Here is a 23,299-nt window from a genome sequence, read left to right as displayed (position 1 = left end):
CTGCAAGTGAGACAGCCCCCGGTAATTCTTTGCGTAGTGTCATGCGCACATTATTGCCGGGGGCTTTTGCTGTGAGAGTTGCTTATATTCGTTCATGTGCTTTTACGCTGCTGGTTTGAGGCATGGCGGCCAGCCCCTCTCGCCTCAAAGCGATCAATTGACAGTTTATGCAATGCCAGGCTTCTCTTTGGGCTGATCTGAGCGACGGCGAAGCCTCCCCAAAAGTCAGCCACCTGAGACAACCACGTTTCAAATTTTTTGAACCCATGACGCCACGGCTTATAGCTCGCTCTTAAGTCCACATTCTTCTGAACGGCTTCTTTGACACTACCGATTAAAAGACCTCCTGCAAAATAGGGGGAAAACGTGGCCTTAAGGTCAAAGCCCAAGTAGTAGAAATCGTCATTCGTATCAAGCTCCAAATGAGACACTTCATGAATGAGAGTCTGCACACTGGACACCACATTTAATGTTCTCGCATAGTCAGTAAAAAACAAACGCCTATGGGGATCGCTCTTTACAAAAAATGCTGTCATATTCGGAGTTTCCGGATGCCCTTCAACAGAGACTAGCTGGTCGCGCAAATCTCCCCCGTCCTGATAACGAGCAACAGACTTAATGAGCTTTTCATAGCCGTTTATAACTGTTTTTACGAGCCGACTGGATGAGTCCTTTTGATCGTTTTTTTTCATACCGAGAAAGGCATAAAGATCATCAGTATCACCCGCCTTCAGCTTCTCTACTTCACGCGTCATAACGGCCACGCTTTCCTCTAGCGCGAGATCCAATGTGTACACCAGTTTATGCTCGTCGGCCCGCCGCATATCTGAGACCCCTCGGTATTTGATCGTGTGCGTCTTATCATAATGTCGATCAATACGATCATTCATTCCTCGATAAACCAGTCCACCATCGTCACTGCCTCCGCAAGGATCATTACGGACAAACAGATACACGTTCAACCCATCCACCGCCCCCGCCGGGTCCGGATTGATCCAACGCTGTAACCACGGTGCGTAATACCGCAACCCGTAGTAATAAAGCCCCGTCGCATCCCGCTCCTTGCCCGAGTAACGCACGGTCTTGTAATTCGCTTCGATGGCATTGCGCCCCGCCCACCATGACGTGCCGCCGAACGGGTAATAACTTTCCTGGCTGATACGCTGCGCCTGTCCATCCAGTTCCAGCGTGCCGGATCCCAGGTGGTCGTTCAATGTGTAGCGAGTCTGATCATTTTCAAGCGCGTCGGGCTTGCCAGACGCCCAATGCAGTACGCGCACGTTATTGCGCCCTGCCTGTGCCACAACAACGTGCAGGGTTTCGCCAGTGGCCGTATCGGTACGGATTTCAAGACCGGGCAGGTAACGTACATCGGCCGTATGGGTAATGGTTTTGGCCTGCGTGGTGCGCACCTTGCGCAGGCGCTGGCCGCTGGCGTCGTAGCTGTAGCGTTCGCTGTCGTCCATGCCATTTTCACGAATAACGGGGCGCACGTGCTGCAACTGGTTGCGTCGGTCCCAGCTCAGGTTTTGTCCGGCTTGCAGCGCAAGCAGATTACCGTTGGCGTCGAAGGCAGCAGCAATTTCTGCTTCGTCAGGTGTGTGGCCATTGATCACCGGCAGACTGCGGTTGCTGCAACGTGCGGTGACCAGCGTGCGCGAATGGGATTGCGTGCCTGTATGGGTAAGATGCTGCAGGTTACCGCCGGCATCGTAGCGATACGTCTGCGTGTAATCAGCCAGCGTCGAAGGATCGGCAGGACTCTGGAAACCAGGCAGCACCGGGCCGTGATTAACGACTGCCCATTCCCTGCCCGAGGCTTCGATCAGTTGATAAAGCGTGTCGTATTGATAGGTCGAAATCGAGTCGATGCGCTGACCTTTGGAGATGGCTGGCAGAGCACGATCATCGACACGGATCACATTACCGACCAGGTCATAGTCGTAGCGCAAATCCTGCAACAACTGCCCATTACTACGCGTGGCATTCAACGCCAGCAAACGGCCGTCTTCAGTGTCATACCGCGCAGTGCTCATTACTCCGTTGCCCGCCGTTTCCGACACCACCCGCTCCTGTGCATCGTATTGAATGGCACTGACCAGAACCTGTTCGGCTTGACCATTCATTTGCAAACGACTGCTTTTCAACAGCCCAGCGACGGTGTAATCCAGAAACTGAACATTGCCCTGCGCATCAGTCTGCCGGAGAGTTTCGTTCACGGAGTTGTAGCGCCAGCGAGTAGTCGCCCCTTCGCCAGGCTCCAGCAAGGCATCGCGCCCGGTGAGTGACTCGGGCCAGTCAGGCTCGTCGAGGTTTTGCAGGAAGCGCCGCGTTTGACTGATCACACTTCCGGAAACACCGAACTCATCGTCAAGCCGCGTACCTGCCGGATCGTCATGACGAATCAACTGACCACACTGGTTGTGATCAGTCGAATCAGGGCCGCCATAGAGAAGGCGCTCAACGCAGTGCTCATCTTCAAAAACCTCGGTGGGCCTGAGCAACGCGTCGTACCCGATGCGTCGCACAACGCACCGAGCGTCCCAGACCACCAGCGCCTGCCCGGCCTCCCCCGCTAACGACACTCGCCAGCCAGCATCGACGCTGTCACTGGCCAGCACCTGACCGCTGAGCGAATGAATAACGCTGAGATTGGCGGGCGCCCGATCAGCCCACAGGCGCGGATCCCAGCTCATCGACGGACGACCCGCGACATCAAAGGCCGTATGACTTTGCCTGGCCTGCGGTTCTTCAGCAGGCTTCAGACGGCAGAAAACGACTGAATCGGTCAACAGCCGACGCGGGTCTACCACCTGTAGATGCGGGGTGTAACGGTGCAGTACAGCGCTCGTAGTATTCATGGTTCAGTCGTCCTTGATCCGCCTTGCCAAATAGCGCATTGAATACTTTTCAGCTCGAAACCATCGCGATTTACTTGGCACATAGACTCATAACCCGGGCAAGATCCCGTTGGAAATCATCGACGTGCAATCGGGTAGCTACCTGGACGAAAACGATATCGGGCGTTTCGAAGATAGCTACGGTTGTTTGCAAGCGCTGGAGGCGAGTGTGAAAACACAGACTATCGCACGCTGAAGCTGTTAAGTTACTACTCCCGGCAGCGGGCCGGGGAATTTTTTCATATCTACTGCAACTAGCGGGCCTCAAAAAAACTGTTTGTACAAAGCAAACTCGGATGCTTTCTTTGAAGCCGACCGCTTTACATACATAACAGCACTCGCAAATGAATCAGCATTACCATATGCCAACTCCGCGAATGTTTTGTTTGTATCGTTCCGATAGTGCTTACCTAAAGTTGCTGAATTCTTATCGACCTTGCCCGCAGCCAGATCTAGCAAAGGCGTAGGGTCCTGGCCCTCCTTGGCCTTACCGTATACATAATCCATGGTATTCAACGCAGCGTGGGAAAATTCGTGAATCAACACCTGGGCAATAAAACTTTTCCCGGTAGCCTTTTTGGCTTCTCCCCAGGTTTTCCTGTTAATCCTCAAAAATTTTTCGTCGCGTTGATCCCTATAATTTTTGCGAAGCTGTGTCATCTCTCTGTTCAACTCTTTCGGGGAAGCACTTTGACGTGTCACTCGTTCAGTCGCAGCCAGGTAATGAGAGAACCCTTTATAGCGCTCCATATCAAGTAACGCAGTGACGGTATCCTCTGGTTTATCTGAATCCAAGATATCGACGTTACGCATAGAGGTTTCTCGGGCCACTCGTAACACCTTATCAATGTCATCTTTCCAGCGAGCCTTAAATTCGACACTGTCAACTCCAAAGAAACGCTTTATGACTATTGGCACATCTTCATTGGCTTCAACGTCAAGCAGCGCTTTCGTTTTTTCCAACGCCCTTATCGCTTCGAGGCGAGCATCATCTACCTCCTTCTCAAATCCAAATAACGGAGCGAGTCCCTCGACATCAGTCATGGATACCGGATTATTTCTGACCATTCGGTACATATTCAACCCGTCCACCGCACCCGCCGGGTCCGGATTGATCCAGCGCTGTAACCACGGCGCGTAATACCGCAAACCGTAATAATAAAGCCCTGTCGCATCGCGTTCCTTGCCCGAGTAACGCACGGTCTTGTAACTCGCCTCAATCGCATTGCGCCCCGCCCACCATGACGTGCCGCCGAACGGGTAATAACGTTCCTGACTGACACGCTGCGCCTGTCCATCCAGTTCCAGCGTGCCGGACCCCAGGTGGTCGTTCAGGGTGTAACGAGTCTGATCATTTTCAAGCGCGTCGGGCTTTCCAGACGCCCAATGCAGCACGCGCAAGTTATTGCGCCCGGCTTGGGCCACAACAACGTGCAGGGTTTCGCCAGTGGCGCTATCGGTGCGCACTTCCAGCCCTGGCAAGTAGCGCACGTCGGCGATGTGGGTAACGGCTTTGGCCTGCGTGGTGCGCACCTTGCGCAGGCGCTGGCCGCTGGCGTCGTATATATAGCGTTCGCTGTCGTCCGCAGCGTTATCGCGAACCACTGGCCGCACCTGCTGCAACTGGTTGCGTCGGTCCCAGCTCAGATCTTGCCCGGCTTGCAGGGCGAGCAAATTTCCATTGGCGTCGAAGGCAGCAGCGATTTCTGCTTCATCGGGTATATGGTCATTGATCACCGGCAGACTGCGATTGCTGTAACGCGCAGTCACCAGCGTTCGCGAATGGGACTGCGCGCCTGTGTGGGTAAGCTGTTGCAGGTTGCCACCCGCGTCGTAGCGATAAGTCCGCGTGTAGTTAGCCAATCGCGTTGGATCCGCAGGACTTTGAAAACCAGGAAACACCGGACCGTAATTGACGACTGCCGATTCCCTGCCTGTGGCTTCGATTAATTGGTAAAGCGTGTCGTAGTGATAGGTTGAAACAGAGTCGATGCGCTGATTGCCTTTAAAGACAGTTGGCTGAGCGCGGTCCTCGACACGGATTACATTACCGACCGGGTCATAGCCGTAACGCAAATCCTGCAACACCTGCCCATTACTACGCGTGACATTCAATTCCTTCAGGCGACCGTCTTCAGTGTCATACCGCGCCGTGCTGATCACACTATTGCCAGCCGTTTCCGACACCACCCGCCCCTGCGCGTCATACTGAATGGCACTGACCAGAACCTGTTCGGCCTGACCGTTGAGCTGTAAACGACTGTCTTTCAATTGCCCTGCAACGGTGTAACCCAGAAACCGAACATTGCCCTGCCCATCGGTCTGCTGAGTGCTCTCGTTCAACGGGCTGTATTGCCAGCACGTGGTTGCGCCGTCGCCGGGCTCCAGCAAGGCATCACGCCCGGTCAGCGACTCGGGCCAGTCAGGCTCATTGGCAGAGTGCAGAAAGCGCCGCGTTTGCCTGATCACACTTCCGGAAAGACCGAACGCTTCATCAAGCAGCGTGCCTGCCGGATCATCATGACGAATCAGCTGACCGCACTGGTTATACGCGGTCGAATCAGGGCCGCCATAAAGCAGACGCTCGACGCAGTGTACATCTTCAAAAACCTCCGTCGACCTGAGCAACGCGTCGTACCCAGTACGTCGCGCAACGCCCCGAGCATCCCAGGCCTCCAGCACCTGCCCGGCCTCACCCGCCAACGACACTCGCCAGCCAGCATCGACGCTGTCACTGGCCAGCACCTGACCGCTGAGCGAATGAATGACGCTGAGATTAGCGGGCGCCCGATCAGCCCACAGGCGCGGGTCCCAACGGCTGACCAGTCGACCGGCAACGTCCAATGACGCCTGGCTGATGCGCATTTCCGGCTCGTGGTCGATGCTCGAACGACACAGCAGAATCGACGCCACAGACAACCCGCGCGGGTCCACTGACTGTAGCGCAGGCGTGTGCTGATGCAGAATGAATGAGCTTTCGACCATGACAGGGACCTGTAGCTAGCCCAGAGAACCCGGAATATTCCTTGCTGCCCACAATCTAGATGAATGAACCGATGGCGCCTACTGGCACTTATGACAGGTGTCGCCCCCGCCAGGTCCTCTACCGGCCTGGTATCTGCCCATTGGTCAACCCGTCTGCAATGTCTGTAGGATGTGCAGCACTGCCCCCGGCTGGAGACCCGCCGCATGTTGATCGGCATTTTGTTAATCCTGACCTGGCTGATCCTGTTGCTGCGCTATCCGGCCAAGGCCTTGCCAGTGTCGCTCGCAGCGGCGGCGGGGCTGGGCATCGTGGCGGCCATCGTGATCTGGCAGGAAAGTCAGGAAACGCGCCAGCTGGAACGTCTGGACATCCAGCTTGGTTACGACCCGCAAGGCTGCCCGGCAGACCGGCCGCTGCGCGTTTCGATAACCAACGACAATCAGGCTGCCCTGCTGGAGCTGCACTGGCGGATCGCGGCCTACGCGCCGGGCGACACCGTGAATCTGGTGGACAACACCTACACTTCTGCACGCTATCGCGGCCCCGGCCAGCTTCAGTCAAAGGCAGCGTGGCAGGATTGTGTGCCGTTGCCTGCGTTACGTAATGGCTACCGCCCGCAAACCCTGGCATTTCGCGCAGAACATCTACAAGGCAGTTTCTCGGACTGACGACAAGGATCCCCACATGCCCATTGCTTTGATTACAGGCTGTTCAAGCGGAATCGGCCGTGCTCTGGCCGACGCGTTCAAGGCCACTGGCTATGAAGTCTGGGCCACTGCACGCAAGGCCGACGATGTCGCGGCACTCAGTGCAGCGGGTTTCATCGCCGTGCAACTGGACGTCAACGACAAACTGGCGTTGGAGCAACTGGCCGCCGGTCTGGAACACAGCGGCCTGGATGTGTTGATCAATAATGCTGGCTATGGCGCGATGGGTCCCCTGCTCGACGGCGGTGTGCAGGCCTTGCAGCGGCAGTTCGAAACCAATGTGTTTTCCGTCGTCGGGGTGACTCGGGCGCTGTTTCCGGCACTGCGGCGTAACAAGGGGCTGGTGGTGAACATCGGCAGCGTATCCGGTGTGCTGGTCACGCCGTTCGCGGGGGCTTATTGCGCATCCAAGGCGGCGGTGCATGCGCTCAGTGATGCGCTGCGTCTCGAGCTGGCGCCGTTCGGCGTACAGGTGATGGAGGTTCAGCCCGGCGCGATTGCGTCGAGCTTCGCGAAGAATGCCAGCCACGAAGCCGAGCAACTGATCAGCGAACAATCGCCCTGGTGGCCGATTCGCGAAAGCATTCGTGCACGCGCCAGGGCTTCTCTGGACAACCCTACACCGGCCACGGAATTCGCTCGCGACCTGCTCAAGGCCGTGCAACACACCCATCCGCCACGCCTGCTGCGACTGGGCAACGGCTCAAGCCTGCTGCCACTGATGGCGTGGTTGCTGCCCAAAGGGCTGCTGGATATGGGCCTGAGAAAACGCTTTGGACTGAACGCTGATCTGTAGCCGAGTCTTGTAACTATCGTGCCCATGTTCCGCGTTGGCATGCCGTTCTGGACGCTCTGCGTCCTCAAGCATCAGCCGTCTACTGGCCTGACAATCACCGTGCAGGTCATCCCCGCCGCCAGCAATACATCCTGCGGTACTTGATCGAGGTGGATACGCACCGGCACGCGCTGGGCCAGACGCACCCAGTTGAAGGTCGGGTTCACGTCGGCGATCAATTCGCGGCTTTGCGGGTTGTCACGGTCGTAGATGCCGCGTGCGATGCTTTCGACATGCCCCTTGAGCACCTCGCCGCTCATCAGTTGCAGGTCCGCAGGATCACCCACGTTCAGGTGCGGCAACTTGGTTTCCTCGAAGAAGCCGTAGACCCAGAACGAGTTCATGTCGACCACGGCCATCTTCGCCTCACCGATGCGCGCATAGTCGCCGCGATGAACATTGAGGTTGGTGACGTAACCGTCCACCGCCGCCAGTACCCGCGTGCGTGCCAGGTTAAGCTCGGCTGCCTCCAGTTGCGCCTGGGCCAACTGGTAATCGGCAAGGGCCGAGGTGGCTACGTTACTCGCGTCGTCACGATTTTCCGCCGAGATCACCAGTTCATCCATGTCGGCACGCCGCCTGGCATTCAGTTTGCGCATCTCCCAGGTCGCCTTGCGTGACGCCAGCAGTGCCTGCGCCTGTTTGACGGCGATCCGGTAATGCTCCGGGTCGATCTGCATCAGCAGATCGCCACGTTTTACCCACTGGTTGTCATGCACCGGGACGTCGACCACGGTGCCGGACACATCGGCGGCCACGTTGATGATATCGGCGCGTACACGGCCATCGCGGGTCCATGGGCTATCCATGTAGTCGACCCACAGCGTGCGACCGATCCAGAGCGCGATTGCCAGCACCAGCAACGTGGCAAACAGACTGAAGAACTTTTTCATCCAGAGATTTTTCCCGACTCAGGCGTCAACGATAAAGGGGCAGCGCCAACGCGCCAAACAGACACATGAACAGGCTCATGCGCAGCAAGGCCGGGTGCCAGAAATAACGGTACAGATCGAAACCGGCCAGCAAGCGATCCAGCGCCCAGGCCAGCACCACGGCGATCAGAAACATCAGGGTCAGGGTCGGCATGTACAGACCGTGAAACGCTATTTCACGCGGCATGAACCACTCCCGAGGCGTTCTGCTCGACGGCATAGGCGGCCAGCGGCGATTGCGGGTCCAGTAGCGACGAGCGGATAAAGTGCAGGTAGCTTTTTACTCGGCGCAGCACCGACGTATCGAAATGCGAAGCGAAGGGTTCATCGGCCTCCTGCACCCGCTTGATGGCCTGATCGACTGCCGCCAGGCAGCGCTGCAGATTGACCGCATCAGGCTGGATGAACAGCCGCACCAAGGCGCGCCCCATGACTCGCAACGCGATGCGCCAGGGCTGGTATCCGGCGTAGGCAGGGTGAATCGGCAGAAGCGCCTGTTCATGGCGCAGCTCGATAATGGCGTGGCCGATTTCCAGCACCACGAACATCCAGCGCAACAACTCGCGCTGAACCAGCGGTTTGCCAATCGCCAGGCCGTACGCCTGGTGCATCAGGTCGCGGGCCTGGCTTTCGAAGCTTGAGCCCAGACGCTTGAGTGGTGCGCTGATCGCAAACACCACCTGATTGCGCAAGGCCTGTTCCAGGCGTTGCCACATCCAGCGGCTGTTGGGCGGCAGGATGATTGCCCCGGCAGCGGCGCAGATCAGCATGCCCACGACCATCGCGATGTAATCGTTGATGAAGGTGTAAGGGTTGTAAACCGTGAGGTTGTCCGGCACCGAGCCCAGGCTGAAAAAGATCAGCAGCCCCAGGCCGTAACCCGTCCAATGCGGACGTGACCCCAGGTACGCGCCGAGCACAAACACCGGGGCCAACAGCAGGCACAGCAACGGAAAACCGTCGATGTGCGGGAACAGAAAAAACGTTTCGATAAAACCCGACAGCGCACCGAGCAATGTACCGCCGGCCATCTGCAGCGACATGCGCCTGGGATTGTGGGTGGTCGACGAGAGCGCAACGGTGGCCGCCGAGGCCAGGACCATGCTCGCGCCGCTGGGCCACGCCGTCAGCACCCAATACACACTCATCAGGCCGACCACGCAGGTCGCCCGTGCGCCGGCTGCCAGCGCGGTCATCCAGTGGGTACGCGGTACGAACGAGCCCTTCCACTGTTCACGCTCATGCGTGTGGTCGGCCAGCGATGCATGGGTTCGTGCGTAGTCGAGCAACTCGCTGAGCAGGCGGTACAGCAGCTCGAACGAGGTGTGAAAGTCCAATCGTTCGGCGTCGCTGGGCAGGGTGCGCTCAAGCTCGGTGCGCAGGCCTCTGACGCGCTCGGGAAAGTACGCCCTGCACGACTCCAGACGAGTGACCAGCAGCGCCGCGTCATCGTTGGTCAAGGCGCGGTCGGCGAATCCGTCGAGCAGTTGCGCAAGGTTTTCAAGGCCGGGATCGATATGCTTCAACACCTGATCGGCCTGCTCGAGGCGCAGACGCGCGAGCAATTGGTGCAGCGCATTGAAGCGCGTGGTGACCGCCATAAATTCGCTGTTCAAGCGGTTGAGTCGACCGTTACGGCGACGCATATGCGGGTCTTCGAACACCGTGACGCTGCGTAGCCCTTCAAGGCCGATGGCCTCGGCCACAAAACGTACGTTGCCGGTTTCAAATTCAGTGCGTGAAATGTCGCCGCGCAGGCCGTTGACCACGAAGCGCGCGAACCCGCCAAAGCGCAGATACAGCGCGTTGCGCATCGCAGCGCTGGAACTCTGCGGCAGCACCGCTGCACTGATGGCCGTGGAACACAGGATGCCCAGGCTAATTTCCACTACCCGCCACACCGCCGACATAAACGAACCTTCCGGATGCGCCAGCGCAGGCAGCCCGACCATGGCTGCGGTATACCCGGCCAGCACAAAGCCATACGCGCGAAAGTTGCGATAGCGCGCCGCGCCGGCCGAACACAGGCCGACCCAGAGCGCGAGACTGCCGAGAAACGGCAGCGGACTCTGCGCAAACAGGGCCATCAACAGCACCATCATCGCCGACCCGGCCAGCGTCCCCAGCAGGCGATAAAAACTCTTGGCGAACACCTGCCCGCTCTGTGGCTGCATGACGATGAATACGGTGATCATAGCCGTGTGCGGCTGCGGCAGTTCCAGACGCAGCGCCAGCCAGTAGGTGAGGAATGCGGCGAGCAGCACCTTGAAGATGTAAACCCAGGTCACCCCGTCACTGCGCGCCCAGCTATACAATTCGCGACGCCACGGCAGGTCGGTGATGCGCTGTAGCGAGGCGATCATTGCCCGCCCTCAGACTCGGCGACGGTGTGTGCGCAATGACCATTGCCTTTGCGATTCCCGTCAGCGTAACCGCCCAGCGCCACCATCAGCCCGGCGTAGGCTTCCAGTCGCGCGGCCTCGACCTGTTGCTGAACCTTCTGCTGGCGAAACAACTGCGTGCGCGCATTGAGCACGTTCAGGTAATCGGTCAGGCCGCGCTGCCAGGCGATCAGAGCAATGTCGTAGGTCTTTTGCGCCGACGCCACCGACTCGGCGGCGAGTGCCTGCTGCTTGTCCATAGAGGCGCGCCGAATCAACTGGTCGGAAACACTTTTCAGCGCCATCACCAGCGTCTGGTTGTAATGCGCCACGGCCTGATCATAAGCAGCGGACGCCCGCCCCAGCTCCGCCCGCAAACGTCCAGCGTCGAAAATCGGCAGGCTGATGGCCGGCCCGACCTTGTAACCCAGCTTGCTGCCGTTCAGAAACTCGAGTAAGCCACCGCCCGTGGCCATGTAGCTCAGGCTGCCGACCAGATTGACGTTGGGATAAAAGTCCGCATGCACAACGTCGATACCGCGTGCCTGCGCCGCCACCTGCCAGCGCGCAGCCACCACGTCAGGTCGCTGACCAAGCAGTTCGGCGGGCAATGCCGAGGGCAATGTCAGTGCGGTGTGCAACGACAGCGCAGGCCGCTGCAACGCTGCGCCCTGCCCCGGTCCCTTGCCTGCCAGCGCGGCCAGTTGGTTGCGACTCAACGCGATGGCCTCTTGCAGCGCGTTGATCTGCCGATGTGCCTCAGGCAGCGGGGTTTCGGCCTGACTGACGTCGAAGTGCGTACCGATCCCGCCCTTGAGGCGACGCTGCGCCAGGTCGAGTATCTGTTGCTGCTGGGCCAGTGCCGCCTCGGCGATATCCAGTCGGGCGTAGTCGAGGGACAGCCGGATGTAGGCGCGGACCACGTTTTCCTGCAATTCGAGCTGCGCCTGACGCTGCTCGGCAGCACTCATGTGCGCCAGATCAACGGCTTGCTCGCTGGCGTTGCGTTCACGTCCCCACAGGTCCAGTGCGTAGCTCAAGCCCAGCGACGCATTGTTGTCCCAGGTGTGAGTATCGGCCAGCGCGCCGGGGCCATAAAACTGATCCTCGGGCCAGTCGTGACGCATCAGGCTGGCGTTGCCTTGCACTTGCACAGACTCGGCGGACTCGGCCACCTGCGCCATCGCCTTTGCCTGGCGCACACGAGCAGCGGCAAGTGCCAGACTCGGGCTGCCCAGCGTCGCCATGTCGACCCATCGGTCCAGTTGCGAGTCGCCGTAGGCGCGCCACCATTGCACTGCGGGCCAATGGGCGTCGAGGGAAGCGCTCTGAATCGCCTGATCGGTGGCCAGGCTGTCAGCGTGCAGAACACTGCCCTGCGGTGTGATTCCATGTGTTCCGATACAGCCGCTGAGGACCAGCGTAAAAGCCAGAAGACCTACGGGCCAGAGCCCTCTGATAATGCGACGCGGCACAGCTGCGAGTTCCCGAGCGAAGGTAATGCACCTTGAATGGCGGCGATTCTAGGCGGCACTCGACACGGCGATAAGCGGGGATATATGTGAATCTTTGTTACTGAAACGGCGATAATGCTTTGGTCTGGCTGACATGCAATCGTTACTTCATGTCACAATTTGCCATCTATTCAGAGATGTACTCATGGACACCCTGCAAAACATGCGCGCTTTCAGCAGCGTGGCACAGGCGGGCAGCTTCACCGCCGCCGCTGCCGTGCTGGACACCACGACCGCCAACGTCTCGCGCGCTGTGTCCAACCTTGAAGCGCACCTGCAGACCCGGCTGCTCAACCGCACCACACGACGCATTGCTCTCACCGAAGCGGGCAAGCGTTACCTGTTGCGCTGCGAGCAGATTCTGGCCTCGGTCGAGGAAGCCGAGGCCGAAGCGAGCGACGCCCATGCAAGGCCCGCCGGGCAGCTCAAGGTGCATTCGATGCCGGGTGTCGGTCAGCACTATGTGATCGATGCCATTGCCCGCTATCGGCGCAACCACCCGGACGTCGCCTTCGACCTGACCATGACCCACCGGGTGCCAGACTTGCTGGAAGAAGGCTTCGACGTGTCGATCGTGCTGGCCAGCGAACTGGCCGATTCGGGCTTTGTGTCGCAACGCCTGGGCATTACCTACAGCATCGTGTGTGCATCCCCCGAGTACGTCAAAACCTTCGGCATGGCGCACAAGCCCGCAGACCTTTTGAACCATGCGTGCCTGCGCCTGGTGAGCCCGGTGTTCCCGCTGGACAAATGGCTGTTCGACGGCCCGGAAGGCCAGGAGATGGTCACCATCAACAGCTCGCCGTTGCTGGTCAACTCGGCGGACGCCATGAAGACCGCGATTTCCAGCGGCATGGGCATCGGTATCCTGCCGATCTACTCGGCCATCGAAGGCTTGCGCAACGGCACGCTGGTGCGCGTACTGTCCGACTATCGCTCGCAAGAGCTGAACCTGTACGCCATCTACCCGTCGCGCCAGTACCTGGACGCAAAGATCAGGACCTGGGTCGAATACCTGCGCGGCTCGCTGCCGGAAATCCTCGCGGCCGATGAAGCCGACTTGCACGTACAGGCACTCAAAGCGTCCTGCTGACATCGTACAACTGCAAAAAGCGGCTGCCAAAGGGCGGGCAGGAATGTTAGCGTGCTACTCATTCAATCGCTCAAGAGTGACTGCCCGATGAAAAAAACCGTACTCGCCTTCAGCCGTGTTTCCCCCGAAATGGCCGAGCGCCTGGCGCAGGATTTCAACGTTATCGTGCCCAATCCCAAACAGGGCGATATCAACGCCCAGTTTGACGAAGCCCTGCCGCACTCCCACGGGTTGATCGGCGCAGGCCGCAAGCTGGGTCGCGAACAGCTGCACAACGCTACCCAACTGGAAGTGGTTTCCAGTATTTCGGTGGGCTACGACAACTACGATGTCGACTACCTGAGCGAGCGCGGCATTCTGCTGACCAACACGCCGGATGTACTGACTGAAAGCACCGCCGACCTGGGCTTCTCGCTGATCATGAGCAGCGCCCGCCGAGTTGCCGAACTGGACGCCTACACCAAGGCCGGACAGTGGACGCGCAGCATCGAACCGCCCCATTTCGGCACCGATGTGCATGGCAAGACGCTCGGTATCGTCGGCATGGGCAATATCGGCGCAGCCATTGCCCGCCGTGGTCGTCTGGGCTTCAACATGCCGATTCTGTACAGCGGCAACAGCCGCAAGACTGAACTGGAACAGGAGTTGGGCGCACAGTTTCGCAGCCTGGACCAACTGCTGGCCGAGGCAGATTTCGTCTGCCTGGTGGTGCCGTTGAGCGAAAAGACCAAACACCTGATCGGCCGTCGCGAGCTGAGCCTGATGAAGCCTGGCGCCATTCTGGTCAACATCGCCCGCGGGCCGATTGTCGATGAACCGGCACTGATCGAAGCCCTGCAGAACGGCACTATTCGCGGCGCTGGTCTGGACGTCTACGAAAAAGAACCGCTGAGCGAATCGCCACTGTTCCAGCTCAAGAATGCCGTCACCCTGCCCCACGTCGGCTCGGCCACCACGGAAACCCGCCAGGCGATGGCCGACCGCGCCTACAACAACCTGCGCAGTGCACTGCTGGGCGAGCGTCCGCAGGATCTGGTCAATCCGCAGGTGTGGAAGGGCTGAGTGTCATACCGCTGTTGATCGTTCCTTGCATGAGGAACGATCGACACTGGCTCAAGCCAGCTTGCCGTTCACCACAACGGCAACCGGCCTGGCTTTTCTGAACACCAGCACATTCCCCGCCATCACCAGCACCAGCCCAAGCAAGGCGGCAAAGGTCCACTGGTAGCCCTCAACCCATGTCGAGATGTTCAGCGCCACAATCGGGAACAGCACGGTGCAGTAAGCCGCGCGCTCCGGGCCCATGCGCCCGACCAGGGTCAGGTAGGCGGTAAAGGCGATCACCGAGCCGGGTATCACCAGGTAAAACAGCGAACCGACGTAGCGCGTGTTCCACTCAAACGTGAACGGTTTGCCGCTGAGCAGGCAGTAAATGCCAAGAATGCTTGCGCCGTAGAACATCCCCCAGGCATTGGTGGTCAGCGGGCGCAGGCCGGCTTTTTGTTGCAGGCTCGACAGCATGTTGCCCGCCGAGAAGCACAGTGTGCCGAGCAGGGCCAGGCCCAGGCCGATCAGGGTCTCGCGGCTGGCGCTGTGCCCGGACAGCTCGGGCCAGAACAGACACGCCAGCCCCAGCAAGCCCATCGCGCCACCGGCCATGACGTTGCCGGCGATTTTCTGGCGAAAGAACACCCGCGCATTCAGCGCATTCCATAACGTCGAGGTCGAGAACACCACGGCGATCAGGCCGCTGGGTATCCATTGGCTGGCGGTGTAGAAACACATGAAGTTGACGCAGAACAGGCACACGCCCTGCGCCAGACAGATCAACTGGCCGCGACGATTGACCGGTTGCAGGCGTTTGCTCAGCAACAAAAAACCGAACAGCACCAGGGCCGCCAATGCGAAGCGATACACGATGGAGACTGGAATAGCGACATCGCCGAGTTGAAGTTTCAGGGCGATCCAGGTCGTGCCCCAGATCAGCACAGTCAGCAGATAAAGCGAAATGTTCATGGTGCAGGCTCCTCAATGAGCCATCAGTCTGCTGCGTCCGGCGCGCGCGCCGTTTGCATAATCTTGCGCTTTTGATTGAACAGCTAATGGCAACGGCATGGGCTGCGGGTAGGATACGAAGCCTAGAGGAATCACTATGTCAGCCATCGACTCCATTCAGGTCTTTCAGGCCTTGAGCAGCTCACCCCATGCCCGCCTTGAGCAAAGCGCGCCGCTGGGCGACGGCTTGATGGCCGCGCAGTGGAACAATCGGCACGACTCGCAGGAATATCACGCGCCGACTCATCACACGTTGTCGTGTTACATCGCCGACGGCACCGGTACGTTCCGGCGCGGCCAGCCTGATCAGAAAGGCTCTCCGGGCAAACTCTGCGTGCTGCCCGCAGGCCACGAGTCGGCCTGGGTGGTGAATGGCGAGATCCGTCTGGCACATTTGTATTTCAGCCAGGAACACTTCGCGCTGGGCTGCGTGACCCTGCTGGATCGCGAGCCTCGCGAGATGCAGTTGCGCGAGCACACGTTCCTCGACGACGAGGTTCAGGCCAGGCGATTCCAGCAGTTGATCCACATGAACTGGGCAGAGCCCGGCGAGCGCTTGCTGACCAGCAGCCTGGCGCACGAGATGGTCAGCCATGCGATGCTCAGTCAGGTAGGGTTGCGCGAGGGTTTACGCCTGAAAGGCGGACTGGCTCCGCACTTGCGGCGTCATCTGGTGGACTTCATCGAAATGCACCTGGCCGACCCGCTGAGCCTTGGCCAACTGGCGGGGCTGTGTGCGCTGTCGGAATACCACTTCGCACGCATGTTCCGCGAAAGTTTCGGCCTGCCGCCGCATCAATACCTGTTGGCACGACGCATCGACCAGGCCCGCCGGTTGCTGCGCCAGACAACCACACCGCTGGGCGAGATCGCCCTGGCCTGCGGCTTTGCCAGCGCGAGCCATTTCAGCAACCGGTTTCGCCAGGCCGTGGGCGCCACACCGGGCGAATATCGTCTGGCGCTAGGCCAATAATTGGCTCATGGCGGCAAACGGGCTGAGCAGCGCGCCGCATCCCGCCAGTGCAAGCACCCAAAGCGGCCGAAAAGGCAGCAGCGCAACCAGCAACACCGCGCTGCTCATCAAGATGGCAAACCAGTGCACAACCCCCATCATCCAGCCATCGGCATCGACCGCCGCCCACGACGACAGCACCAATGCGCTCCAGCCGATCAATTTGAGCGCCCGGCGGCGACGCCCGGTCAGCGAGCCTTTGAGCAGTTCGCTGTAATGGCGCGCCATCGACAGGCACAGGCAGGTGAACCCCACATAACACAGCAAGGCCGCCAACAGCATCAGTGAGTCTCCTGAGGGGTGGCCTGCACGGCAACGCGGGCTGTTTCAGCGACAGGTACAGCCTTGAACTTCAGCGCCACCCAACCAAGAAATACGCCAGTGATCAGCGCCGTCAGGTCAAAGGCGGCGTGCACCCAACGGCCTGCCAACAGCGAATCGAGCAGATAGCGGCCGCTGGTCAGCAGATCGAGCAGCGGCAGCCCGGCAAACAGCAGCGCACCCAGCGTCAGTTGTTCTCGCCATGCATTACGCCCTTTGCGCATAAGTGCATGCACGACTGACAAGGCCCAGAGAGTGAAAAACACGCTGATTTCCCAGTCGGCGCGCCCGGAGAAGCCCGAGGGCAGCAAACGGTTGGCACAGAAGAAGCCCGCCACGGCGATCATCAGCCCGGACATGCTGGCGATGTTCAGCACTTGCACCAAGCGCAACTCCAGCGGCAGTACACCGGTTTTTGCGTGCTTGAGCTGACGCTTGCCCAGCCACATCACCAGCCCGGTGCCGATCATTGCGGTTCCGGCAACGCCAAAGATGAAATACAGCCAGCGCAACAGCGGCTCGGCAAAATGGCCCACATGCAGGCCGTACATCCCGCTCGCTATTAATAAAGCAGTCGGACGCTGCGGCACCTCATTCTGCAGCTCGCCGCTGACACCGTTGAAGGTCAGCGCACCGCCACGGTCCGGCACGATGCTGCCTTTGTCGTCACGCGTGAGCAGCACGACCGCTGTGCTGTCCCCCGGGTTATTGACGATCACCCGGCCCACCTGACCGCTGTCCCAGTTCGCGTTCGCCGCGCTGACCAACGGCGCGAGTGCTACCAGCGGCGCAGGTTCACCCGCTGGCTTGACCGTTTCAGGGGACGGAAAGGCTTCGCGATAGAACGCCTGAACGGTGTCGTACTGGCTCAGAATGCTCGCAGGCATAACCATCGACATGAAAATTACCAGGCTGCTGTAGGTGATCATCAGGTGAAACGGCAGCACCAGGATGCCCAGCGCGTTATGCCCGTCCAGCCACGAACGCTGGCCCTTGCGCGGGCGGAAGGTAAAAAATTCCTTGAAGACTTTCTTGTGAATGATGATCCCGCTGATGAGTGCGACAAACATCACCATCGCGGCAATGGTCGCTAGCCAGCGGCCCCAGGGATGTGGCATCTGCAGCTGGTAATGAAATCGATAAAAGAAGTCGCCGCCACGGGTTTCGCGCGCCTGCACTTCGCTGCCGGTTTGCGGATCAAGCAGTTTGCGCACGAAGTTGTTGCGTTGCCCGGTCTTGCCCTCCGGCAACCAGCCAACCGTCAGGCCCGGCGTGCGTTCGTCAGGCAGGCTGATGAACCAGCGCGTCGCCCCGGCGGCATGGTTTTGCAGGTAATCCTGAGCCCGTTGCACGCTGGCACCGGCATCAAGGGCGCGCAGCGGGATCTCCGGCTGCATCCACTGGGTGATCTCATCCTTGAAGTAGGAAAGCGTGCCCGTCAGAAAAATCGCGAACAGCAGCCAGCCAAACAGCAGCCCGACCCACGTGTGCAGCCAGGCCATTGCCTGACGGAAACCGTCCTTCACAGCAGCCACCGAACGCCAGCGTATGCGGCCCCGAGCAATGCACACGGCGTGAGCACACCAACCCAGGCCTGTAGTGCCGTGCGGCAGGCAAAACACCAGAGCACCGCGACCAGATAAAAGAGGAACGACAGCATCATGCCCGTCACCACCGCTTCGGCGCGCGGAACCGGCAACCACTGCGCGATGCAAATACTGGCCACCGACGCCAGCAGGTAGCCGCCAAGGATCGCCGCCAGCGAACGCGAGGTGACGGCCAGCCGATAAGCGACCGTAAGCCTTTTGCCTGTAGTTTTCGGCGCGCGCTTTTCTGGCACAGCCCTGCCTGCGGTGGTGACGTCCATCAGAAAATATTCACTGGGTGATTAAAACCAAAGGGGCAGGATCACAACGCAATGGCAAACGTTGTGATAAATCCCTGCAGGACCAGCCGCTCGTCCCTGTCAGAACGAATAAAGCGCAATATTAATGATAAATATTCTCATACGCAAAAGAGTCTGCCAGAATCCACGCCATCAATGAGTCCCCGTGGATTGTTCTCCGTGATGCACATCGCCCACTCCGCTCCCAATCACACTGTCGAAGGCCTGTATCGGGCGCATAACGTCTGGCTGACGACCTGGTTGCGGCGCAGGCTCGGCTGCCCCCACAGCGCAGCGGACCTGGCGCAGGACACCTTCGTCAAAGTGCTGGGCGCACGCGATACCGCGCAGATCATCGAGCCTCGCGCCTTTCTGACGACCATCGCCAAACGCGTGTTGTGCAACCACTACCGGCGTCAGGACCTGGAGCGTGCGTACTATCAGGCACTGGCAGAGCTGCCCGAGTGTGCAGCGCCTTCGGAAGAAGAGCGGGCGATCATTCTTGAAACGCTGGTGGAGCTGGATCAGTTGCTGGACGGCCTGCCAGCGCTGGTCAAACGTGCGTTTCTGATGTCGCAGGTCGATGGCCTGAGCCACGGCCAGATCGCCGCCGAGCTGGATATTTCCATCGCGACGGTCAAACGCCACCTGAACAAGGCCGCGCTGCGCTGCTACTTCGCCTTATGAACCTGAGCAACGATTCCCTGAACAAATCCGACATTTCGCCTGCCGTGGCGCAGCAAGCGGTCGGCTGGCTGCTGGAAATGCAGGAGGGCGCGCTGGACGCCCGCCGCCAGCACGCGTGGCAGTCATGGCTTAATGGCAATTCCGAGCATCAGCGGGCCTGGGCGCATATGCAGCGGGTCAATCAGCGCCTCAGCGGCCTGTCCTCGCCGCTGGCCCATGCGGCGCTCGGCGCACCGAAATCCGCCGGGCGTCGGCATGCCTTGAAACTGCTGTTGCTGCTGGGTGCAGGCTCGATGGCGGGCTGGAGCCTGCGCGAGCAGATTGCCCTGCAACCGTTGCTGGCTGACTACAACAGCGGCGTGGGCGAACAACGCAACGTGGCGTTGAGCGATGGCAGTCGGGTGCAGTTGAATACCGCCAGTGCCGTGGATGTGCGCTTCGATGCGCAGCAGCGTTTGATCAAGCTGCTACAGGGCGAACTGCTCATGAGCGCCTCGGCAGACGCTCGCCCGCTGAACCTGTTGAGCGCCCAGGGGACTGTCAGGGCGTCGACAGGCAGCAGCCGCTTCAACCTGCGCCAACTGGACGGGCGCACGCAACTGGCCGTGTTTGCCGGCGCCATCGAAGTCGCACCGGCGAACAAAAGCGGACCCGGCTTGATGCTGCGCGCCAGCCAGCAGGTCACGTTCAGCCGTGATGCCTGGGACAGCGTGCGCACGGTGGATGCGAGCAGCGGCGCGTGGGCCGACGGCATGCTGGTGGCGTCGCGCATGAAGCTGTCCGACTTTCTGGCAGAGCTGGGGCGTTATCGACGCGGCCGTCTGAACTGCGACGCGAACGTGGCCGACCTGCTGATTTCCGGCAGCTACCCGCTGGCCGACAGCGAGCGCATCCTCGACATGCTCCAGCTCGCCCTTCCCGTGCGCGTGCAGCGCTTCACCCGGTACTGGGTGAACGTGCAGGCACGGGTTTGACTGTCCCCATGCTCAAGCACGTAGCGTTATCCACGTCCTGAAAAGCCCGGAATACGGTACTGAAACTACGCTGATGATCGTTCCCACGCTCCGCGTGGTAATGCATTTCGTGACGCTCTGCGTCACACAGCGGTTTTGCGATGTCAGTGATGTTCGGTTAAGGCTCAAGGCACCTTTTCGCCCCTCGGCGAGTGACTTTGAAGGATCAAAGTAACCAAAATCCCAGCTCCGTTTCCGGCCCGACTTCGTCGGGTTCCTTCGCCCTGTCACTTACGTCGCACTCTGCGTCGTCAGTACCATCGCGATAAAAGAGCGCTTTCGTTTATGTGCAGTGATTGCGGGCCAGGCATGACGTTGCGCTGCAGCAAGAATTTGACGCGGAGCGTCACAAAGAGCATTCCCATTAAGGGCCTGCAGAAAAATGGGCGGCCCTCGGAAAATAATTTCAAAAAACGTGAGCCGTTTTCTGCCGCTCACGTGACAGACAGGGAAAGCATCTCTCAACCTTCCGGTCAAAGGACTCCTGCATGTCAGCCCGCCCTACCCAACTCTCACCGCTGGTGCGCACGTTGCGCCATGTCATTTTCGGCGCCAGCCTTTCGGTCGGCAGCCTTTCGATGGCTTATGCTGCCGACGTGGCACCCAAGGTGTATCACATCGCGCCGAGCGAGCTTGAAGCGGCGCTGAGCCAGTTCGGTCGAGAGTCCGGCGTGCTGATTTCCTACGGTTCGCAGATCACCAGCGGTCTGAAAAGCCGTGGGCTGGAAGGGCAATACACGCCCGAGCAGGGCCTCAATGCCTTGCTCGAAGGTACGGGCTTGCAGGCGATGGCCGACGGTAATAACGGTTTCACCCTGCAATCGGCCAGTGCCGCTGGCGCACCGATCGAGCTGGGCGCATCCACGGTGGTCGGTGACTGGCTGGGTGAAGCGCAGCAGACCAATGTCTTCGAGCACCCCGGCGCACGTGACGTGATTCGTCGCGAAGAATTCGAGCGGGTCGGCGCAACCTCGGCGCGTGAAGTGCTCAATCGTATCCCCGGCGTCAACGCTCCGGACAACAACGGAACGGGCAGCCATGACATGGCGCTGAACTTCGGCATTCGTGGCCTCAACCCGCGTCTGGCGTCACGCTCCACGGTATTGATGGACGGCATCCCGGTGCCGTTTGCGCCTTATGGCCAGCCGCAGCTGTCTTTCGCGCCGATCAGTATGGGCAACATGGACGCAGTGGACGTGGTACGTGGCGGCGGCGCCGTGCGTTATGGCCCGCAGAACGTGGGCGGTATCGTCAACTTCGTGACCCGCGCCATCCCTGACGCGCCAACCCTCAAAGGCGGCATACAGACCGAAACCAGTCCATCGTCCAGCCACGATGGCTTCAAGACCACCGGCAACCTGCTGGCAGGCGGCACTGCGGATAACGGTCTGGGCGGCGCGATTCTGTATTCCGGCGTGCGCGGCGGTGACTGGCGCGAGCACAGCGACACCCAGATCGACGACTTGATTCTCAAGGGCAAATACCAGATCGACGAGGCCAACAGCCTTAATGCAACGGCGCAGTATTACGAGGGCGAAGCACAGATGCCCGGCGGCCTGAGCGTCAAGGATTACGATGCCGATCCGTATCAGTCGACGCGCCTGAAGGACAAGTTCTGGGGCCGCCGCACCCTGTTCAACTTCGGCTATCGCTATGAAGAGGATGCGCGCGTATTCACCGCCAACACGTTCTTTACCAAGACCTTGCGCAGCGGTTATCTCGACCAGGGCAGCTTCGTTTCCCTGTCGCCGCGCGAATACTGGGTGCGCGGCCTGGAAACACGCTTTTCACAAGGCTTTGCCCTGGGCGAAACCTGGCATGAAGTGGGCGTCGGCTACCGCTACGTCAACGAGGCCGGTCACGAACTGCGCTATCGCGAGCCAGTGACCGGCAACCTGCCGACCACCGCCAGCCGCAACGACCGCGACACGCGCGGTGCTACCGAAGCCCATGCGTTCTACATCGATGACCGTATCGACATCGGCAAGTGGACCATCACGCCCGGCGTTCGCTACGAGATGATCGACACCGCGCAGAACAACAACCTGACCAATGCCAGATATCAGGGTGACTACAGCACTGCGCTGCCTGCGTTGAACGTTCTCTATCACCTGACCGACACCTGGAACCTGTACGCCAACACCGAAGGTTCGTTCGGCAGCGTGCAATACAGCCAGATGCCCAATCGCGTCACCGGGGATGAAGTCAAACCGGAAAAAGCACGCACCTGGGAGCTGGGCACGCGCTACGACAACGGCAACCTGCGGGCTGAAATCGGCGCGTTCCTGATCAACTTCGATAACCAGTACGACAGCAACCAGACCAACGACACGGTGATCGCACGCGGCGAGACACGTCATCAAGGGATCGAGACCAGCGTCAACTACGCGCTGGAAGGTCTGAACCCGATACTGGCCGGTTACGATGTTTACGCAACGTATGCGTTTGTTGACGCGACCATCCGCGAAGACGGGCCGAACAAGGGCAATCGTGTGCCGTTCTCGTCAAAACATAAAGGCACGATGGGCGTCAGCTACACCGAAGGGCCGTGGAAGCTGAATTTTGACAGTTCATTCCAGAGCGACCAGTTCGCCGACAACGCCAACACAGCAGCGGAAAGCGCCGACGGCAGCACCGGCAAAATCCCTGGCTACATGCTGTTCAGCACCCGCGCCAACTACGATTTCGGCCCGCAACTGTCGGACCTCAACGTAGCGGTCGGGATGAAGAACATTTTCAACCGCCAGTACTACACCCGCTCGTTCGACGACAATAATCGCGGAAAATACGTCGGCGAGCCGCGCACGGTGTATGTGCAGACGTCGGTTGCGTTCTAGTTTGCGGGAGCGTGAGGAACGAGAGGTGTCCGCAGACCCGCTTATCGTGCCGACGCTCTGCGTCGGCATGCAGTTCGTGACGCTCTGCGTCACCGATCTATGGCCGTGCGCTACGTCAGGCACGACCGATTCACGCTTTTC

General features: G+C 59.7%; 18 protein-coding genes and 1 pseudogene. 9 read left to right on the top strand and 10 right to left on the bottom strand.

Annotated features, from left to right (window positions below):
- Nucleotides 1-92 precede the first annotated feature (92 nt).
- Nucleotides 93-2,861 (bottom strand): RHS repeat domain-containing protein, encoded by a 2,769-nt coding sequence (locus QRN38_RS09585; RefSeq protein WP_057419173.1) that lies wholly within the window; start codon nt 2,859-2,861, stop codon nt 93-95.
- A 91-nt stretch (nt 2,862-2,952) separates the two neighbouring features.
- Between QRN38_RS09585 and QRN38_RS09580 the strand changes: the two are divergent.
- Nucleotides 2,953-3,096 (top strand): annotated as a pseudogene (locus tag QRN38_RS09580) (hypothetical protein); the annotation flags it as partial.
- A gap of 68 nt (nt 3,097-3,164) precedes the next feature.
- On the opposite strand, the gene QRN38_RS09575 reads toward QRN38_RS09580, so the two are convergent.
- Entirely contained in the window at nt 3,165-5,885 is a 2,721-nt protein-coding gene (locus QRN38_RS09575) for an RHS repeat-associated core domain-containing protein (protein WP_057419174.1), read from the bottom strand.
- Nucleotides 5,886-6,089: 204 nt separating this feature from the next.
- Here QRN38_RS09575 and QRN38_RS09570 point away from each other — a divergent pair, with 204 nt between their 5' ends.
- Together QRN38_RS09570 and QRN38_RS09565 are read left to right on the top strand one after the other, a co-directional pair.
- Nucleotides 6,090-6,554 carry a hypothetical protein gene (locus tag QRN38_RS09570; protein WP_005764169.1) on the top strand — a complete coding sequence of 155 codons (465 nt, stop codon included), beginning with the start codon at nt 6,090-6,092 and terminating at the stop codon, nt 6,552-6,554.
- A 16-nt stretch (nt 6,555-6,570) separates the two neighbouring features.
- A complete protein-coding gene (locus QRN38_RS09565; protein ID WP_057419175.1) occupies nt 6,571-7,389 on the top strand; it encodes an SDR family oxidoreductase in 819 nt (272 codons plus the stop codon).
- 71 nt (nt 7,390-7,460) lie between these two features.
- Here the strand turns inward: QRN38_RS09565 and QRN38_RS09560 are convergent, their stop codons facing one another.
- Genes QRN38_RS09560 through QRN38_RS09545 form a run of 4 tightly spaced genes read right to left on the bottom strand, consistent with a single transcriptional unit; the run spans nt 7,461 to nt 12,216 of the window.
- Nucleotides 7,461-8,321, bottom strand: a complete 861-nt coding sequence (locus QRN38_RS09560; RefSeq protein WP_057419176.1) for an efflux RND transporter periplasmic adaptor subunit — start codon at nt 8,319-8,321, stop codon at nt 7,461-7,463.
- A gap of 25 nt (nt 8,322-8,346) precedes the next feature.
- The gene (locus tag QRN38_RS09555) at nt 8,347-8,547 is read right to left on the bottom strand and encodes a DUF1656 domain-containing protein (RefSeq protein WP_003376065.1); all 201 of its coding nucleotides are present in this window, start codon (nt 8,545-8,547) and stop codon (nt 8,347-8,349) included.
- Nucleotides 8,537-10,723 (bottom strand): FUSC family protein, encoded by a 2,187-nt coding sequence (locus tag QRN38_RS09550; RefSeq protein ID WP_057419177.1) that lies wholly within the window; start codon nt 10,721-10,723, stop codon nt 8,537-8,539. The genes QRN38_RS09555 and QRN38_RS09550 overlap by 11 nt, the downstream gene beginning before the upstream one ends.
- Nucleotides 10,720-12,216 carry an efflux transporter outer membrane subunit gene (locus tag QRN38_RS09545; RefSeq protein WP_057419178.1) on the bottom strand — a complete coding sequence of 499 codons (1,497 nt, stop codon included), beginning with the start codon at nt 12,214-12,216 and terminating at the stop codon, nt 10,720-10,722. The genes QRN38_RS09550 and QRN38_RS09545 overlap by 4 nt, the downstream gene beginning before the upstream one ends.
- Before the next feature lie 184 nt (nt 12,217-12,400).
- Between QRN38_RS09545 and QRN38_RS09540 the strand changes: the two genes are divergently transcribed.
- Nucleotides 12,401-13,348 (top strand): LysR family transcriptional regulator, encoded by a 948-nt coding sequence (locus QRN38_RS09540; protein ID WP_005615366.1) that lies wholly within the window; start codon nt 12,401-12,403, stop codon nt 13,346-13,348.
- Nucleotides 13,349-13,435: 87 nt separating this feature from the next.
- Nucleotides 13,436-14,410 (top strand): 2-hydroxyacid dehydrogenase, encoded by a 975-nt coding sequence (locus QRN38_RS09535; protein ID WP_057419179.1) that lies wholly within the window; start codon nt 13,436-13,438, stop codon nt 14,408-14,410.
- Between the two features lie 51 nt (nt 14,411-14,461).
- Here QRN38_RS09535 and QRN38_RS09530 read toward each other — a convergent pair whose 3' ends face one another.
- On the bottom strand, nt 14,462-15,364 hold the full coding sequence (locus tag QRN38_RS09530) for a DMT family transporter (RefSeq protein ID WP_057419180.1): 903 nt from the start codon (nt 15,362-15,364) through the stop codon (nt 14,462-14,464).
- A 136-nt stretch (nt 15,365-15,500) separates the two neighbouring features.
- Between QRN38_RS09530 and QRN38_RS09525 the strand changes: the two genes are divergently transcribed.
- Nucleotides 15,501-16,376 (top strand): helix-turn-helix domain-containing protein, encoded by an 876-nt coding sequence (locus QRN38_RS09525; protein WP_005764184.1) that lies wholly within the window; start codon nt 15,501-15,503, stop codon nt 16,374-16,376.
- Here the strand turns inward: QRN38_RS09525 and QRN38_RS09520 are convergent.
- The 3 genes from QRN38_RS09520 to QRN38_RS09510 are packed head-to-tail and all read right to left on the bottom strand — an operon-like array spanning nt 16,365 to nt 18,603.
- The gene (locus QRN38_RS09520) at nt 16,365-16,697 is read right to left on the bottom strand and encodes a DUF3325 domain-containing protein (protein ID WP_057419181.1); all 333 of its coding nucleotides are present in this window, start codon (nt 16,695-16,697) and stop codon (nt 16,365-16,367) included. The genes QRN38_RS09525 and QRN38_RS09520 overlap by 12 nt on opposite strands.
- On the bottom strand, nt 16,697-18,238 hold the full coding sequence (locus tag QRN38_RS09515) for a PepSY-associated TM helix domain-containing protein (RefSeq protein WP_057419182.1): 1,542 nt from the start codon (nt 18,236-18,238) through the stop codon (nt 16,697-16,699). Before QRN38_RS09515 ends, QRN38_RS09520 begins: the two co-directional genes overlap by 1 nt.
- A gap of 20 nt (nt 18,239-18,258) precedes the next feature.
- Nucleotides 18,259-18,603 carry a DUF3649 domain-containing protein gene (locus QRN38_RS09510; RefSeq protein WP_057419183.1) on the bottom strand — a complete coding sequence of 115 codons (345 nt, stop codon included), beginning with the start codon at nt 18,601-18,603 and terminating at the stop codon, nt 18,259-18,261.
- Nucleotides 18,604-18,804: 201 nt separating this feature from the next.
- On the opposite strand from QRN38_RS09510, the gene QRN38_RS09505 reads away from it, so the two are divergent.
- The 3 genes from QRN38_RS09505 to fecA all read left to right on the top strand — a co-directional run bounded on the left by QRN38_RS09505 (nt 18,805) and on the right by fecA (nt 23,158).
- Nucleotides 18,805-19,308, top strand: a complete 504-nt coding sequence (locus tag QRN38_RS09505) for a sigma-70 family RNA polymerase sigma factor (RefSeq protein WP_010205787.1) — start codon at nt 18,805-18,807, stop codon at nt 19,306-19,308.
- Nucleotides 19,305-20,282 carry a FecR domain-containing protein gene (locus QRN38_RS09500; RefSeq protein WP_054090874.1) on the top strand — a complete coding sequence of 326 codons (978 nt, stop codon included), beginning with the start codon at nt 19,305-19,307 and terminating at the stop codon, nt 20,280-20,282. The genes QRN38_RS09505 and QRN38_RS09500 overlap by 4 nt, the downstream gene beginning before the upstream one ends.
- A 527-nt stretch (nt 20,283-20,809) precedes the next feature.
- Nucleotides 20,810-23,158, top strand: coding sequence for a TonB-dependent Fe(3+) dicitrate receptor FecA (gene fecA, locus QRN38_RS09495; protein ID WP_057419184.1), 2,349 nt, complete (start codon nt 20,810-20,812; stop codon nt 23,156-23,158).
- Nucleotides 23,159-23,299 lie beyond the last annotated feature (141 nt).

This window comes from Pseudomonas sp. CFBP2511 (assembly GCF_030209255.1).
Taxonomy (GTDB): domain Bacteria; phylum Pseudomonadota; class Gammaproteobacteria; order Pseudomonadales; family Pseudomonadaceae; genus Aquipseudomonas; species Aquipseudomonas avellanae.
The sequence above is the reverse complement of the archived record's forward strand: the minus strand, read 5'-3'. Positions and strand labels throughout refer to the sequence as shown.

What these genes read in the sequence shown, in the direction of transcription:
- QRN38_RS09585 (WP_057419173.1), bottom strand. Translation starts at nt 2,861, where the DNA reads ATGAATACTACGAGCGCTGTACTGCACCGTTACACCCCGCATCTACAG.
- QRN38_RS09575 (WP_057419174.1), bottom strand. Translation starts at nt 5,885, where the DNA reads ATGGTCGAAAGCTCATTCATTCTGCATCAGCACACGCCTGCGCTACAG.
- QRN38_RS09570 (WP_005764169.1), top strand. Translation starts at nt 6,090, where the DNA reads ATGTTGATCGGCATTTTGTTAATCCTGACCTGGCTGATCCTGTTGCTG.
- QRN38_RS09565 (WP_057419175.1), top strand. Translation starts at nt 6,571, where the DNA reads ATGCCCATTGCTTTGATTACAGGCTGTTCAAGCGGAATCGGCCGTGCT.
- QRN38_RS09560 (WP_057419176.1), bottom strand. Translation starts at nt 8,321, where the DNA reads ATGAAAAAGTTCTTCAGTCTGTTTGCCACGTTGCTGGTGCTGGCAATC.
- QRN38_RS09555 (WP_003376065.1), bottom strand. Translation starts at nt 8,547, where the DNA reads ATGCCGCGTGAAATAGCGTTTCACGGTCTGTACATGCCGACCCTGACC.
- QRN38_RS09550 (WP_057419177.1), bottom strand. Translation starts at nt 10,723, where the DNA reads ATGATCGCCTCGCTACAGCGCATCACCGACCTGCCGTGGCGTCGCGAA.
- QRN38_RS09540 (WP_005615366.1), top strand. Translation starts at nt 12,401, where the DNA reads ATGGACACCCTGCAAAACATGCGCGCTTTCAGCAGCGTGGCACAGGCG.
- QRN38_RS09535 (WP_057419179.1), top strand. Translation starts at nt 13,436, where the DNA reads ATGAAAAAAACCGTACTCGCCTTCAGCCGTGTTTCCCCCGAAATGGCC.
- QRN38_RS09530 (WP_057419180.1), bottom strand. Translation starts at nt 15,364, where the DNA reads ATGAACATTTCGCTTTATCTGCTGACTGTGCTGATCTGGGGCACGACC.
- QRN38_RS09525 (WP_005764184.1), top strand. Translation starts at nt 15,501, where the DNA reads ATGTCAGCCATCGACTCCATTCAGGTCTTTCAGGCCTTGAGCAGCTCA.
- QRN38_RS09520 (WP_057419181.1), bottom strand. Translation starts at nt 16,697, where the DNA reads ATGCTGTTGGCGGCCTTGCTGTGTTATGTGGGGTTCACCTGCCTGTGC.
- QRN38_RS09515 (WP_057419182.1), bottom strand. Translation starts at nt 18,238, where the DNA reads ATGGCCTGGCTGCACACGTGGGTCGGGCTGCTGTTTGGCTGGCTGCTG.
- QRN38_RS09510 (WP_057419183.1), bottom strand. Translation starts at nt 18,603, where the DNA reads ATGGACGTCACCACCGCAGGCAGGGCTGTGCCAGAAAAGCGCGCGCCG.
- QRN38_RS09505 (WP_010205787.1), top strand. Translation starts at nt 18,805, where the DNA reads ATGCACATCGCCCACTCCGCTCCCAATCACACTGTCGAAGGCCTGTAT.
- QRN38_RS09500 (WP_054090874.1), top strand. Translation starts at nt 19,305, where the DNA reads ATGAACCTGAGCAACGATTCCCTGAACAAATCCGACATTTCGCCTGCC.
- fecA (WP_057419184.1), top strand. Translation starts at nt 20,810, where the DNA reads ATGTCAGCCCGCCCTACCCAACTCTCACCGCTGGTGCGCACGTTGCGC.